Origin of the sequence: Caballeronia insecticola (genome assembly GCF_000402035.1) — a bacterium.
Classification (GTDB): domain Bacteria; phylum Pseudomonadota; class Gammaproteobacteria; order Burkholderiales; family Burkholderiaceae; genus Caballeronia; species Caballeronia insecticola.
Map to the genome: position 1 here is coordinate 1,324,128 of NC_021287.1, position 13,946 is coordinate 1,338,073.

At 64.2% G+C, this 13,946-nt stretch carries 16 protein-coding genes; 5 read left to right on the plus strand and 11 right to left on the minus strand.

Going from position 1 to position 13,946, the window contains the following annotated elements:
* Positions 1 to 17: 17 nt before the first annotated feature.
* Positions 18 to 497, minus strand: a complete 480-nt coding sequence (locus BRPE64_RS33640; protein WP_069915697.1) for a hypothetical protein — start codon at positions 495 to 497, stop codon at positions 18 to 20.
* A 114-nt stretch (positions 498 to 611) separates the two neighbouring features.
* On the opposite strand from BRPE64_RS33640, the gene BRPE64_RS06160 reads away from it, so the two are divergent.
* Complete coding sequence (locus BRPE64_RS06160; RefSeq protein WP_016345188.1) at positions 612 to 998, plus strand: hypothetical protein; 387 nt, start codon at positions 612 to 614, stop codon at positions 996 to 998.
* 12 nt (positions 999 to 1,010) lie between these two features.
* On the opposite strand, the gene BRPE64_RS06165 is transcribed toward BRPE64_RS06160, so the two are convergent.
* From BRPE64_RS06165 to BRPE64_RS06185, 5 genes are all read right to left on the minus strand, one after another.
* Positions 1,011 to 1,424, minus strand: a complete 414-nt coding sequence (locus BRPE64_RS06165; RefSeq protein WP_232519211.1) for a lytic transglycosylase domain-containing protein — start codon at positions 1,422 to 1,424, stop codon at positions 1,011 to 1,013.
* Between the two features lie 103 nt (positions 1,425 to 1,527).
* Complete coding sequence (locus BRPE64_RS06170; protein WP_016345190.1) at positions 1,528 to 1,860, minus strand: hypothetical protein; 333 nt, start codon at positions 1,858 to 1,860, stop codon at positions 1,528 to 1,530.
* A gap of 61 nt (positions 1,861 to 1,921) precedes the next feature.
* Entirely contained in the window at positions 1,922 to 2,323 is a 402-nt protein-coding gene (locus tag BRPE64_RS06175; RefSeq protein ID WP_044041305.1) for a hypothetical protein, read from the minus strand.
* A 157-nt stretch (positions 2,324 to 2,480) separates the two neighbouring features.
* A complete protein-coding gene (locus BRPE64_RS06180; RefSeq protein ID WP_044041306.1) occupies positions 2,481 to 2,678 on the minus strand; it encodes a hypothetical protein in 198 nt (65 codons plus the stop codon).
* Between the two features lie 62 nt (positions 2,679 to 2,740).
* A complete protein-coding gene (locus BRPE64_RS06185) occupies positions 2,741 to 4,165 on the minus strand; it encodes an MFS transporter (protein ID WP_016345193.1) in 1,425 nt (474 codons plus the stop codon).
* Between the two features lie 211 nt (positions 4,166 to 4,376).
* Here BRPE64_RS06185 and BRPE64_RS06190 point away from each other — a divergent pair, with 211 nt between their 5' ends.
* From BRPE64_RS06190 to gnd, 3 genes are all read left to right on the plus strand, one after another.
* A complete protein-coding gene (locus BRPE64_RS06190; protein WP_016345194.1) occupies positions 4,377 to 5,429 on the plus strand; it encodes an NADP(H)-dependent aldo-keto reductase in 1,053 nt (350 codons plus the stop codon).
* 409 nt (positions 5,430 to 5,838) lie between these two features.
* Complete coding sequence (gene tkt, locus BRPE64_RS06195) at positions 5,839 to 7,932, plus strand: transketolase (RefSeq protein ID WP_016345196.1); 2,094 nt, start codon at positions 5,839 to 5,841, stop codon at positions 7,930 to 7,932.
* Between the two features lie 6 nt (positions 7,933 to 7,938).
* Positions 7,939 to 8,919 carry a phosphogluconate dehydrogenase (NAD(+)-dependent, decarboxylating) gene (gnd, locus tag BRPE64_RS06200; protein ID WP_016345197.1) on the plus strand — a complete coding sequence of 327 codons (981 nt, stop codon included), beginning with the start codon at positions 7,939 to 7,941 and terminating at the stop codon, positions 8,917 to 8,919.
* A gap of 63 nt (positions 8,920 to 8,982) precedes the next feature.
* On the opposite strand, the gene BRPE64_RS06205 is transcribed toward gnd, so the two are convergent.
* Together BRPE64_RS06205 and nodI are read right to left on the minus strand one after the other, a co-directional pair.
* Complete coding sequence (locus BRPE64_RS06205; protein ID WP_016345198.1) at positions 8,983 to 9,837, minus strand: ABC transporter permease; 855 nt, start codon at positions 9,835 to 9,837, stop codon at positions 8,983 to 8,985.
* An 11-nt stretch (positions 9,838 to 9,848) separates the two neighbouring features.
* Positions 9,849 to 10,823, minus strand: a complete 975-nt coding sequence (nodI, locus tag BRPE64_RS06210) for a nodulation factor ABC transporter ATP-binding protein NodI (RefSeq protein WP_016345199.1) — start codon at positions 10,821 to 10,823, stop codon at positions 9,849 to 9,851.
* Between the two features lie 358 nt (positions 10,824 to 11,181).
* Between nodI and BRPE64_RS06215 the strand changes: the two genes are divergently transcribed.
* Positions 11,182 to 11,691, plus strand: a complete 510-nt coding sequence (locus tag BRPE64_RS06215) for a universal stress protein (RefSeq protein WP_044042015.1) — start codon at positions 11,182 to 11,184, stop codon at positions 11,689 to 11,691.
* 36 nt (positions 11,692 to 11,727) lie between these two features.
* Here the strand turns inward: BRPE64_RS06215 and BRPE64_RS06220 are convergent, their stop codons facing one another.
* From BRPE64_RS06220 to lexA, 3 genes are all read right to left on the minus strand, one after another.
* A complete protein-coding gene (locus tag BRPE64_RS06220) occupies positions 11,728 to 12,363 on the minus strand; it encodes a DUF2939 domain-containing protein (RefSeq protein ID WP_016345201.1) in 636 nt (211 codons plus the stop codon).
* 133 nt (positions 12,364 to 12,496) lie between these two features.
* Positions 12,497 to 12,823: a hypothetical protein gene (locus BRPE64_RS06225; RefSeq protein ID WP_016345202.1), complete on the minus strand. Its 327-nt coding sequence runs from the start codon at positions 12,821 to 12,823 to the stop codon at positions 12,497 to 12,499.
* 205 nt (positions 12,824 to 13,028) lie between these two features.
* Positions 13,029 to 13,688 (minus strand): transcriptional repressor LexA, encoded by a 660-nt coding sequence (gene lexA / locus BRPE64_RS06230; RefSeq protein ID WP_016345203.1) that lies wholly within the window; start codon positions 13,686 to 13,688, stop codon positions 13,029 to 13,031.
* Positions 13,689 to 13,946: the final 258 nt, after the last annotated feature.

The following is a 13,946-nucleotide window of genomic DNA, read 5'->3' on the forward strand; positions in this document are numbered from 1 at the left end:
TTCGCACGCGGCGCACATCAGCGATGATGCCCGCCGCCCAAGGCGTGCATGCCGCCGTGCGGCGCGACCGAATAGGGGTGTGCATAGGCGTGATATCCGCCGAAGCCTCCATGATGCAAGCCGCCGAAGTGCTCGTGCCCCATCCGGTGAAAATGATGAAAGTGATGGAAGCGGTCGACGAAGACGAAGCTCGTGCCGAAGCCCACGAAAATCGGCGGCCCCCAATACCACGGGTCGGGATACGGATAGGCGGCAATCGGATAGACGATCACGCTCGAATCGGCGTCGTCGCGGACGATTTGCCAGGTGCCGTCGGGTTGCAGGCAGGCGCGCGCGGCAACCGGTTGGCTGATGCCGTCGATGTCGGCTTGCTCGGGAATCGCGCGGCAATCGCCGATTGCGGCGAGCGGATCATCGTAGCCTTGCGCGAAGGCGGGCAAGGCAAGCGTCAGCACAAGCACAAGCAAAAGCGAGCACAAGCGAAGCGGGAATTCCATGATGCGGCCCTGCGAGAAGCGTCGTTCCTGAGTTCGTAACGCGCGAGACGGCCGCTTTATTCCTCGCCGCGAGTCGGTGCACAATCGCGCGAGACAAGACAACGGGTCATCGCGATGAGCGACAACGACGAACAGGACGACGTGCAGCGCTCGCGCAAGGCACGCTATCGCCGCTACGAGGCGCAAGGAGAAGCGTCGATCCGCGCGGATCTGGACGAAGCAGCCGAATCCGCCGAATCCGCCGATCCCGGCACCGATCCGGAAGCCGCCTACAAGCGCGCGTGGCTGCGCCGTCGCGAAGCGGGCCGCCAGGACGAGCAGTTCCGCGCCATGTTCGCCTCCGTCAGCTCGGCCAACGACGCCGCGCAGCTCGCGCGCGATTCCGCCCAGGCATCGCGCCGCTCCGCCTTCTGGACGATGATCGCGGCGCTTGCAGCGGCAATCGGGGTGCTCGTCAACGCGGCGATTCAGCTCGGCTGGCTCGACTGGCTGCGGCGCTGAAGCGCGCGCCGTTCAGCGCATCGCCGGCCGCAGCTCGCCCCAGCCGACGAGAATCTCCTGAATGCTGCGCGCATACGCATCGCGATGTTTCGGCGACTCCGAGTGATACGCGCCGATCGCGCGCCACGTATTGCCGTACTTGACCATCTTCTGCTTCAGTAGCCACGCCGCAACGAACACGTTGACGCACGGATCGTTCAGCGCGCGATGCGGAATGCCCTGACGCGCGAGATCGGGGAAATGGATCGAGTTGATCTGCAACTGGCCGACGTCGATCGAGCCGTTGGTGTTGCGGTTGAGCGCGGCAGCGTCGCCTTTCGATTCGCGCCAGGCAACCGCGCGCAGCACGAGCGGATTCACGCCCTGATAGGCGCCGGCCTGCTCGAAGCAGTCGTCGGCATGAACGGCGTTCGCGGCGAGCATCATGCAGATGACGAGCGCGCGGCGGACAAACGGTGCGGTGATACGCGTCGAATGAGTCATGAGGCGTGGCTCCTTGTCGATGAACGAGGGCGCGAACGATGACGCGCTATTGCGCAAGCGCCGTGTCGATGCGGCGCTCGACGTCCTTCAGATACGTGCGCGATTCCTCGGACACGACGAGCCGCGGTTCCGGGCCGCTGCATTTGCAATCCGCGACACGGCGCGCCTTCTTGCCTTTCTTGCCGGCGGCGGAACGCGCGGGCGCGTCGTCTTCATCGGTGGTGACGGGCGGCAGCATCGCGAGCGTCGGCAGCGGCGGATAAACCTTCTGCGCGATGGGTCCGAGCGCGGCAAGCGTCTGCACGGAGGCGGGCGCGCTGACATCGAGCGGACCGGCGCACGCGCTCGCCGACAGCGCGAGCCCGGCGATAAAAGCCACGAAGGTCGATAAGCGAGACGAAAAGCGAGGCGACAAGCGAGACGAAAAGCGGCGCATCGCGTCAGCCTCCCCGCGTCGGCTTGATCGACACGCTGTACGGCTGTCGCGCGCCGGCGGTCATGTTTTCCAGGCTCAGCCGGACCGTGTGCCGCGCCGGCACGCCTTTCCAGATCGCCTGATTGAGATAGGGCAGGTCCTGCGCGAGCGCGGTGACGAGGATGGTCGTCGGTTGCTTCTGTGCGGCGGCGAGCGCGCCCGCTTTGGCGAGGATCGCGCCGAGTTGCGGATCGTGCGCGCCGAGCGCGTCAGCGGGAATCTCGAAGCGGAGGATTTCCGTGGAGACCGCGGACTTGTCGGCCGGGGCCGCGGTTTGGGCCTTGTCGGCTGCGGTCATCGGCGCGCAGCCGGTCACGGCGAACGCGGCGGCGCTGGCAAAGAGTGTGACTACCCACTTCACTGGCATCTCCTGAGTCTGTCATGGCGATATGCGAGATGACGGCGTGTACGCGGACGACTTGATGGCCGCACGCAAACGTTTCGCCATTTAGCAAGACTTGACTCAGAAGCGGCAATTTCTGGAAGGAGCCTTCCTCAGCGACGGTAATCGATACCGTTACCCGTCAGATCGGCCACCACGCGCCGATGCTCGGCTCCGCGTCCAGCGCGCGAAGGAAATCGTCGGCGAAGGCGTCGCTGGCAATCTGGCGTTCGAGCGTGCCTTCGGGAAAATCGTGGGGATTTTTGAGTCCCTTCGCGTGACGGATGGCGGCGACCGTTTCGGTCAGGGCGGCGATGGAGTCGAGCGTATGCGAGTTCATAAGCCGGTTATCGGCGCGGCGGGCGCGGGCTTGAGGCCCGTCGCGCATAAACGATAAAGGCTTCACGTCTTCGGCTTGCCGTGCCCCGACACCAGCGCGCCGGCATCGCGCGACAGCCCGAACAGATCCGCCACGCCGATCAGCCCGACGAACCCGACGATCAGAAACGCCACGCTGAAATCCTCCGGACCGATGGAATGCGCGTCGTGCCCGTGCAGCCATTCGCCGACACGCAGCGCGATGGCGCCGACCGCGACGCCGATGCCCATCGTCATCTGGAACAGTGTGCTCGACAGCGCCGACGCGCCGCTCATTTGCGACTTCGGGACGTCGGCGAAACTGAGCGTGTTGAGCGCCGTGAACTGCAGCGAGCGCGACAGGCCGCTCGCGAACAGCACGGCGACGATCAGCAGCTTGGGCGTCGATGGCGTGAGCAGACTCATCGCGGCAAGCGAGAACGCGGCAAGCACGCCGTTGACGATCAGCACGCGCCTGAAGCCGAACTGGCGCATCACGGGCGTGGTGACGAGTTTCATCGACAGATTGCCGGCGAATACCGCGAGCGTGAGCAGGCCTGATTCGAACGCGTTCAGCCCGAAGCCGACCTGAAACATGAGCGGCAACAGAAACGGCGCCGCGCTGATGGCGATGCGAAAGAGCGAGCCGCCGCCCATCGCCACGGCGAAGGTTTTCACCTTCAGCGCGGAAAGATCGACGACCGGCTGCGCCGCGCGCCGCAGATGCCACCACGACGCGACGCCCGCGATCACGCCCGCCGCGACCAGCACGCCGACCATGCGCCAGTCCGCGTCGCTGCGGCCGACGAGTTCCATCGCGTAGAGCAGGGTGGTGCAGGCGATGCCGCAAAGCGCAAAGCCGGGCAGATCGAAACGGCGCTGCGCGTCTTCGCGCGTATTGTCGATGTAGCGCAGCGTCAGCAGCAGCCCGATCAACCCGAGCGGCACGTTCAGATAGAAGATCCAGCGCCATGACGAATACGTCGTGATGAAGCCGCCGAGCGGCGGGCCGATCACCGGCGCGACGAGTCCCGGCCACGTGATGATCGCGATTGCGCGCATCAGGCCTTCCTTGGGCGTCGCGCGCAGGACGGCAAGACGGCCGACCGGCACCATCATCGCGCCGCCGATGCCTTGCAGCACGCGCGCGGCGGCGAAGGCGGGCAGGGTTGAGGTTGTCGCGCACAGCACCGACGCCGCCGTGAACACCGCGATCGCGCTGCCGAACACCGTGCGCAGGCCGAAGCGGTCGGCGGCCCAGCCCGATATCGGAATGAAGACCGCGAGCGTCAGCAGATAGGCCGTGATGCCGAGGCTCATGTCCGCCGGATGCACGTTGAAGGAGCGCGCCATCTGCGGCAGTGCGGTGGCGATGATCGTGCCGTCCAGGTTCTCCATGAAGAAGCTCGCCGCGACCAGCATGACGATGAGCGATGAGCCCTGATTCCCGCGATCGCGTTCGGACGGCATCGGTTGGGCGCTCCTTGTCGGCGTGATTGAGAGGCTGCCATTTTAGTCGCGGAAGCGGACGCCGCGCGGCTATGGTAGTTTTTGCGGTTGCCGGAAATCCAGCCAGGATGTTCTTCCGGCCACGCGCTGACGGCAGGCCAACGCCGCGCCAACAACGTGCCGACAGTCTGCCGACAGCGCGCAAACATCAAGCCAACAAGAGGAAAGTGCAATGAAGTTTCGGAAACTGGGCGATTCGAATGTCGACGTGAGTCTGATCGGGCTCGGCACCATGACCTGGGGCGAGCAGAACACCGAGAGCGAAGCGCATGAGCAGATCGACTATGCGCTCGCCCAAGGCGTGAACCTGATCGACGCCGCCGAAATGTATCCGGTGCCGCCGCGGCCCGAGACGCAAGGCCGCACCGAGGAATACATCGGCACGTGGCTCGCGAAGAACGCGGCGAAACGCGGCGAGATCGTGCTCGCGACCAAGATCGCCGGGCCGGCGCGCCAGCCGCACAACCCGCGGCACATCCGCGGCGCGGGCAACCAGTTCGACCGCAAGAACCTGAACGAAGCCATCGACGCCAGCCTGAAGCGCCTGCAGACCGATTACGTCGATCTGTATCAGCTGCACTGGCCGGACCGCAGCACGATGACCTTCGGCCGCCCCAACTATCCGTATATCGACGACGAATACACGGTGCCCATCGAAGAGACGCTCGCCGCGCTCGGCGAACTCGTGAAGGCGGGCAAGATTCGCTACGTGGGCGTATCGAACGAAACGCCCTGGGGCGTCGCGCAATTCCTGCGTGCGGCCGAGCGGGCGGGGCTGCCGAAGATCGTCAGCATTCAGAATCCGTACAGCCTCGTGAATCGCACATTCGAACTCGGTCTCTCCGAATTCACGCATCGCGAAGGCGTGGGTCTGCTCGCGTACTCGCCGCTCGCGTTCGGCTGGCTCTCCGGCAAATACGAAGGCGGCGCGCGTCCGGCGGGCGCACGCATCACGTTGTTCGAGCGTTTTCAGCGTTATAGCAAGCCGCAGTCGATTGCCGCCGTGACGTCTTACGTCGAACTGGCGAAGCGCCACGGTCTCACGCCGACGCAGCTCGCGCTCGCGTTCGTCAACACGCGCCGTTTCACGACCAGCACGCTGATCGGCGCGACGACGATGGCGCAACTGAAGGAAGACATCGGCAGCGTGGAGATCGAACTGTCGGAGGAAATTCTGGCCGAAATCGACGCGCTGCACGAGCGTCAGCCCAATCCCGCGCCCTGACGCGCTTGTGCGCGCTTATGCGCGTGCGTGCGCGTGCAGCGCGGCGCGGGAATTTCCTGCGCGCTCAGGGAGTTGCCGCGCACGCGCGTGCGCCTGCCGCGAATGTGTCAGCATGGAGCTTCTCGCGGCGGTCACGCGGCAAGAATTCGTGATATCCATGTTTTATCGCCCGCCGGTTTGAAAAAGACGCGCAAGGCCGCTTGTTTCAAATGCCTTGCGCGTCAGAAGCGTTTTCCGCCGTAACGCAGCCGTAACGCCGCTGTATCGCAGCCGTCGCGTCCGACGGCGCGCCCTCCGCATTACTCGCGGTGCAGTGCCGGCTGCAAGGCACTACACTTGCTCGATGGTCCTGGTTGCCCGCTGCGGCGCCCCTTGCCACAGCGCGCTCTCTGCAAAGGAGTCGTCGCTCATGTCTCAAGCAACACCTCAGGCAAAAGACCTCGATCGTCTGACGATCGATACCATCCGCACGCTTTCGATGGACGCCGTGCAGAAGGCCAATTCCGGCCACCCCGGCACGCCGATGGCGCTCGCGCCGGTCGCGTTCCATCTCTGGCAGAACCATCTCCGCTACGACCCCGACGCGCCGCTATGGCCGAACCGCGACCGCTTCGTGCTGTCGGTCGGGCATGCGTCGATGCTGCTGTATTCGCTGTTGCATCTCACGGGCGTGAAGGAAGTCGACGAAAACGGCAAGCCGACCGGCAAGCCCGCCGTGTCGCTGGATGACATTAAGAATTTCCGGCAACTGGAAAGCAAGACGCCCGGCCACCCCGAGTTCCGCATGACGACCGGCGTCGAGACCACCACCGGGCCGCTCGGGCAGGGCCTGGGCAACAGCGTTGGCATGGCGATGGCCGCGCGCTGGAAGGAAGCGCATTTCAACAAGGGCAGCGAGCGCATCTTCGATTACCGCGTCTACGCGCTGTGCGGCGACGGCGACATGATGGAAGGCGTCTCGCACGAAGCGGCATCGCTTGCGGGGCATTTGCAGTTGTCGAATCTGATCTGGATTTACGACAGCAATCGCGTGACGATCGAAGGCCACACTGACTTAGCCTATAGCGACGATGTCGAAGCGCGCTTTCACGGCTACAACTGGCACACGCTGCACGTCGACGACGCCAACGACGCGAGCGCGCTCGAAGACGCCATCAACAAGGCGAAGTCGCACACCGACAAGCCGACGCTGATCGTCGTGAAGAGCATCATCGGCTGGGGCGCGCCGCACAAGCAGGACACGTCGGGCGCGCACGGCGAGCCGCTCGGCGAGGACGAAATCAAGCTCGCGAAGAAGTTCTACGGCTGGCCCGAGGACAAGCAGTTCTACGTGCCGGACGGCGTCATGCAGCATTTCGCCGACGGCATGGGGGCGCGCGGCAAGAAGCTGCATGCCGAATGGAAGCAGCAGTTCGACGCCTACGAGAAGTCCAATCCGGAACTCGCGAAAGAAGCGTGGCTGATGCTGCAGAACAAGCTGCCCGAAGGCTGGGACGCCGACATTCCCACGTTCGAGCCGGACGCCAAGGGCATCGCCACGCGCGACTCGTCGGGCAAGGTGCTGAACGCGATCGCGCCGCGCCTGCCTTGGCTGATCGGCGGATCGGCGGATCTGTCGCCATCGACCAAGACGAATCTCAAGTTCGAAGGCGCGGGAAGCTTCGAACATGACAGCTACGCGGGCCGCAACCTGCATTTCGGCATTCGCGAGCACGGCATGGGCGCGGTGTGCAATGGCCTCGCGCTGTCGAACCTGCGGCCGTACGGATCGACCTTCCTGATTTTCAGCGACTACATGAAGCCGCCGATCCGTCTCTCGGCGATCATGGAAGTGCCCGTGATCTATGTCTTCACGCACGATTCGATCGGCGTCGGCGAGGATGGCCCGACGCATCAGCCGATCGAGCAACTGGCGTCGCTGCGCGGCGTGCCGGGACTGTGCACGCTGCGTCCCGCCGATGCGAACGAGGTCGCCGAAGTGTGGCGCGTGGCGTTGCAGCACAAGAAGGAGCCGTCGTGCATCGTGCTGACGCGTCAGCCGCTGCCGACGTTCGATCGCACGAAGTATGCGTCGGCGGAGGGCGTGAAGCGCGGCGCTTACGTGCTCGCCGATGCCGAAGGCGGCAAGAAGCCCGAAGTGCTGCTGCTCGCGACCGGCAGCGAAGTGTCGCTGTGCGTCGAGGCCTACGAGAAGCTGAAGTCCGAGGGCATCGCGGCGCGCGTCGTGTCGATGCCGTCGTGGGACATCTTCGAGAAGCAGGACAACGCGTACAAGGATTCGGTGCTGCCGCCGGACGTCGCCGCGCGCGTCTGCGTCGAGCAGGCGGCGACGCTCGGCTGGGATCGCTACGTCGGCCGCCTGGGTACGCAGATCGTCATGCATACGTTCGGCGCATCGGCGCCGCTTAAGGCGCTCAAGACGAAATTCGGCTTCACGCCGGAAGCGGTCTGTGAAGCCGCGAAGAAACAGATCGAACGCGTGAAATCCAACGGCAAGGAGTGAACCATCATGCAGATCGGCATCGTGGGACTGGGACGCATGGGCGGCAATATCGGGCGACGGCTGATGCGCGACGGACATACGTGCGTCGTGTACGACCACAATCCGCAGGCGACCGAAGCGCTCGCCGGCGAAGGCGCGACGGGTGCGAAAGATCTGGGCGATCTCGTCGCGAAACTGGCGGCGCCGCGCGTCGTCTGGCTGATGCTGCCCGCGGGGAAAATCACTGAAGACACGCTGAACGATCTGCACAAGATCCTTGGCGCGGACGACGTGATCATCGACGGCGGCAACAGCTTTTATAAGGACGATATCCGCCGCGCCGGGCAATTGCGCGAGCAGGGCATTCATTACGTCGATGTCGGCACGTCGGGCGGCATCTGGGGGCTCGAGCGCGGCTACTGCATGATGATCGGCGGCGACGACGCCATCGTGCGCCGCATCGATCCGATACTCGCGACGCTCGCACCCGGACGCGGCGATATTCCCGAGACGCCCGGACGCGAAGGGCGCGACGCGCGCGTCGAGAACGGTTACATGCATTGCGGGCCGGTCGGCTCGGGGCACTTCGTGAAGATGGTCCACAACGGCATCGAGTACGGCCTGATGCAGGCCTATGCCGAGGGCTTTCACATCCTGCGGCACAAGGATTCGAAGGACCTGGTCGAAGGCGAACGCTATTCGCTCGATCTCGCGGATGTGGCCGAAGTGTGGCGGCGCGGCAGCGTGGTGTCGTCGTGGCTGCTGGATCTGACCGCGGGCGCGCTCGCCAGCGACGGCACGCTCGACCGCTTCTCCGCGGAAGTCGCGGACAGCGGCGAGGGGCGCTGGACCATCGAGGCGGCGATCGAAGAGGCGGTGCCGGCGCAGGTGCTCTCGGCGGCGCTGTACACGCGCTTCCGCTCGCGCGATGCCGAATCGTTTCCGGAACGCATGCTGTCGGCGATGCGTTTCGGCTTCGGCGGCCATCACGAGTTTCCGGCCAAATAGCGCGCGCCTGCCGCCGATATGAAAACGGCGATGGACCTTTCGGGGCCATCGCCGTTTGTCATTTCACTTCATCATGCGTCGCCGGAAAAGCCACGCGCACACGAAGAAGGGCACGACGACATACGCGATCAGCACGGCGAGATGCACCGCGAAGTTGTCGAGCGGACGCCCGAGCATCGCGGGACGAATCAGCTCCACCGCGTGATAGAGCGGCAGCACCTGCGTGACATGGCGGGCGAGCGCGGGCAGTTGCGCGATCGGGAAGAACACGCCGGAGAGCAGGAGCATCGGCGTGAGCGCGAGCGTCTGATAGAACATGAAGAAGTCGTAGCTCGGCGCGAGCGCGGTGATGATCATCGCCGTGCTGGCGAACGCGAGCCCGGTCAGCACGATGACCGGCAGCGCGACCAGCATCGCCGGGAAGCTCGCATAGCCCAGCGCGCCCGCGACGATCATGATCGCCACGCCCGACAACACCGACTTGCTCGCCGCCCAGACGATCTCTCCGAGCACGATGTCGCCGAGCGTGAGCGGCGTGTGCATGATCGCCTCCCACGTGCGTTGCACCTGCATGCGCGAGAAGCCCGAGTACATCGCCTCGAAGCTCGCGGACATCATCACGCTCGATGCCGCCGTGCCCGCCGCCAGGAACGCGATGTACGACACGCCTTCGACATGCCCGACCATGAGCCCGAGACCGAGTCCCAGACCGAAGAGATAGATCATGGGATCGGCGAGATTGCCGATCATCGAGGCGATGGCGAGTTTCTTCCAGACGAGATAATTGCGCAGCCACACCGACATCCAGTGCGTGGCGTTGGCGGGCAGCGCGCTCGAAAACGGCGTGTGGTTGTCTGTATTGCGCGGCGTCCGGCGCGGGGCTTTGGTGTCGCTGCGGGATTGATCGAACGTGTCCATATCGTTGTGGTTCAGTCCACCATTTCGCGTCCGGTGAGGCGCAGGAATACGTCCTCGAGATTCGCCGGACGATGCAGATAGCGCACGTCGGCGCGGCCCTTCACGCGCGCGTGCACGGGCTGCGGGTCATCGACGTAACAGAAGAGCGTCTCGCCGCTCACTTCCATGCGCTCGACGAACGGCGCGAGTTCGGCAGCGAGCGACTTCGGATCGGGGCCGTAGATCTCGATCACATCCGAGCCGATCACCGATTCGATGAGATCGCGCGGCCGCCCCTCGGCGATCTTGCGGCCTTCTTCGATCACGCACAGCCGGTCGCACAGACGCTCCGCTTCTTCCATGAAGTGCGTTGTCAGCAGGATCGTCTTGCCGCGCGCGAGCAGCGAGCGCAGACGTTCCCAGATCAGATGCCGCGCCTGCGGATCGAGGCCGGTAGTCGGCTCGTCCATTACGAGCACGTCGGGATCGTTGACGAGCGCGCGGGCGAGCGTCAGGCGCCGCTTCATACCGCCCGACAATTCGCCCACGCGCGCATCGGCCTTGCTTTCCAGCCGCGCGAACTCCAGCAGCGACGGCACCAGCGCGTTCATGCGCGCGCCCGTCAGCCCGAAGTAGCGGCCGAAGACGATCAGATTCTCGCGCACGGTGAAGTCGGGATCGAGATTGTCGAACTGCGGCACGACGCCGACGCGCTCGCGTGCGAAACGGGCGCGCGCCGGCACCGGCTCACCGACGAGCCGGATCGCGCCGCTGTCCGGCGACGTGATGCCGAGCAGCATCTTGAGCGTCGTCGTCTTGCCCGCGCCGTTCGGGCCGAGCAGTCCGAAGCATTCGCCGGGACGCACGTCGAACGAAAGACCATCGACGACGATGCGCGCACCGTAGTGCTTCCTTACTTCGTTGAACTCGATCGCCGGCTCGCTTCGTTCGTCAGGCGCGAGTCGTGAGGTTGCATGTGAGTTCGTCTGCAATGTTTGATCAGTCATGCATTCATGCCGCAGAAAAGCCGCGTGAAGAAATCCAGCGGGCTAGTGTAATCCAATGCACCAATGCGGCGCTCGGCGTGCAACCGCATGCGGCGAGCCCGTGTCAAAGCTGTGCGGACAAGCCCGAAGCGGCTCCGTCCGAAAGTGCCAGAGGCTTGTCCGCCGGGCGCGGCGGCGATCTGGCACGGTGCGAGCTAGCGTGTGCGCTGGCGCGCATGCGGTTAGCGTTTTCCAGCGTTGCCACACAGGTGGCGACACACCATGATGAATGAACGCCACGGATAGATCGCGCATCGGGCCGGGCTTGCGGGCTCGGTTAGACCGAAACGCGAAGGGCAAGTCGGCCAGGGAGGTCATGATGGCGAGCTATCGAAAAATTCTGTTGTGCTATGACGGCTCCAGAGAGGGTCGCAAGGCGCTGCGTCAGGGCGCGAATCTCGCGCTCGATCTGAACGCGGAAACGCATGTTTTGGCGGTGGTGGACATGCGTTCGAGCATCGCGCAGAGTGCCGGACTGCTAACCGATATGGCCTGCGGGCGATTCGAGGAAGCGGCGCGAGACATTCTGCAAGAGGGCGTCGAGTGGCTGCGCGAGCGCGGACTGCAGGCGCAGGGCCATTTCGCGTTCGGGCATCCGATCGACGAGATTGCGGCGCTGGCCGAAAGTCTCAATGTCGATCTGGTGGTCGTGGGACATCGCTGCCGCAACGGTCTCGCGCGCTGGTGGATGGGCGCGGGCAATACGCCGCTGCTCGACCGCGTGAAGTGCAGCATTCTGGTTGCCGTGTGTCAGGCGGGTGAATCGGCCGAAGCCGCGGACGAAGCGGAATACGCGGCGAAACCGGTCAAGGCGGAAGCGGGCGCGTGAGTGAGCATTGAGTGAGCGTTGAGTGCGCCCGATGCGTCAGCCGTTCAGATCGACCGCGACGAGCTTCCACGAAACCAGTCCGTCGCGCTGAAAGATCGCCGAATAGCGCGCATCGCCCGCGCCGTGCTGGTACGTCACGACGAAGGTGTTCAAGCCGCGATAGCGGGCTGTCGTCATCGGGGGCTGCTTCGGTGCCTCTGGCGAACTCGGCTGCGGCGCTGGCTGTGGCGTGTCCTGCGCCGTGGGCGCGCCGGGCGCAGGCGCGGGAGGGGAATGTGCCAAGGGGACATCGTTTGCTCGCGGCGGTTGCTCGCCGAAATTCCCGCGCGGGGGAATGCCGTTGAGAATGGCCGCGACGCCGTCCGGCGTCGCATACGAATCCACCAACGGACCGACGACCGCCGCGCCGATCATCGCACCGATGATCGCGAGCGGATTGCCGCTCTTCTGGATATCGACGCGCCGCGTGAGCAGTCCGGTGACTTGCTCCTTCAGACTTGCACGCAGCGCCGGAAAATCGACGTATTGATTGACTGTTTGCGCGTCACGCGCATCGGCTGCGCGCTTCACGCGGTTCAGGACAATGTACGGCGACGCGTAAATGAAACCGAGCGCCGCGACAAGAACAACGACGACGAGCGTGCTCAGGACAAAACGGGTAGTGCGATTCATGCGACGGCAAAGCCTCTCTTGCAGAACGTGATTCCGGGATTGACCACGCATTCGCGCGTTATATCCCGGAAATTGGCGTTCTTTGTGTTCCCGCCTGTGCCTTGATTCGCCGCCGCTGTGCTTCGGACAGGCCTCAGGCGAGGATTCCGCCCGGCAGTCCCGCATTTTCCTCGGCGATACAGCGGTCGATCATGCGTGAAACTTCGTCGATCTTGCCCACCAGAATCACGCGCGACTGATCGCGATAGACGCGCACCGGCGCGCGCTGCGCGGCCTCTGCATGCACGCCGCTGTTCAGCGACACGCGCGCGAACGCCGGCTGACGCGACGGCAGCGCGGGCATGTCGTCGAAGAGATCGGGCGCGGCTTCGGCTTGCGGTACGCCGCAGGCGATCAGCGTGCGCAGATGACGCAGGCGGCCGAATTGGCGGAAGGGCAGCAAACGGGCGAAACGTTCCATGATGACTCTCCAGACGATAGGACGCACCGCGGCGCGCCGCGGACGGTGGCCGTCATGCTTGTTAGTCGTGAAACGCCCTGACTGGGGCGTTGAAGCAGTTGGTGAGGCAATCTTGCGCTTCTAACGAGACATTTCCTGTCTCATTGCGACGAGCGACCGGGCTATTTTCCGTATTTGTCGCCTCTCGCCAATGCTGCGCCGGACGTCAGAATTCGCCCGAACGAATCAATCCCACCGCAATGCCTTCCAGTGCAAATTCGCCGCTGCCGGAGCGTACGAAAATGTTCTCGTAGTCCGGATTCTCGGCAATCAACTCGACGCCATCCGACCGGCGTTTCCAGCGCTTGACCGTGACGTCGTCGCCAAGACGGGCGACGACGATCTGCCCGTCTTTCGCTTCGTTGCGCTTTTGCACGGCGAGCAGGTCGCCGTCGAGAATGCCTGCGTCGCGCATGGACAGCCCGCGCACCTTCAGCAGATAGTCCGGTTTGCTCGAAAAGAGCGCGGGATCGCACATGTAATGCTGCGAGATATGCTCTTGCGCGAGGATCGGACTGCCCGCCGCAACGCGCCCGACCAGCGGCAGCGACAACTGCATGATGCTCTGATGCGGCAGCGTGAACTGATGCGGCAACTCTTCCGTGCGATCCAGCAGCCGGATGCCGCGCGACGAGCCCGCCGCCAGTTCGATCACCCCCTTGCGCGCGAGCGCCCGAAGGTGCTCTTCCGCCGAATTCGCGGAACTGAAGCCGAGTTCCGCCGCAATCTCGGCGCGCGTGGGCGGAAAGCCCGTACGCTCAATGGCGCGCTGGATTAGTTCGAACACCTGCTGCTGCCGGGCGGTAAGTTTGGATGTCTTGGTCACTGGCTCGAACCCCTCGGGCACTGTATGGATGGACAGGTGACTGTATTTTTATACAGTATTTGTCTCTTTTCAAGCTTTACTTTAAGTTCGCGCCCGCAAGCCCGCCGGACAGTCGCCCACATCTTGTCTGCACTCGAATCTGCCTTTACCACCTCAGGGAATATCGTTCTTAGCAGTTTTGCGTATAAAAAAGTGAGAAACGATTATTTCTAATCATATAGGCGGCTCGATAGACTGATTCCGTCAATTCGATAAGAC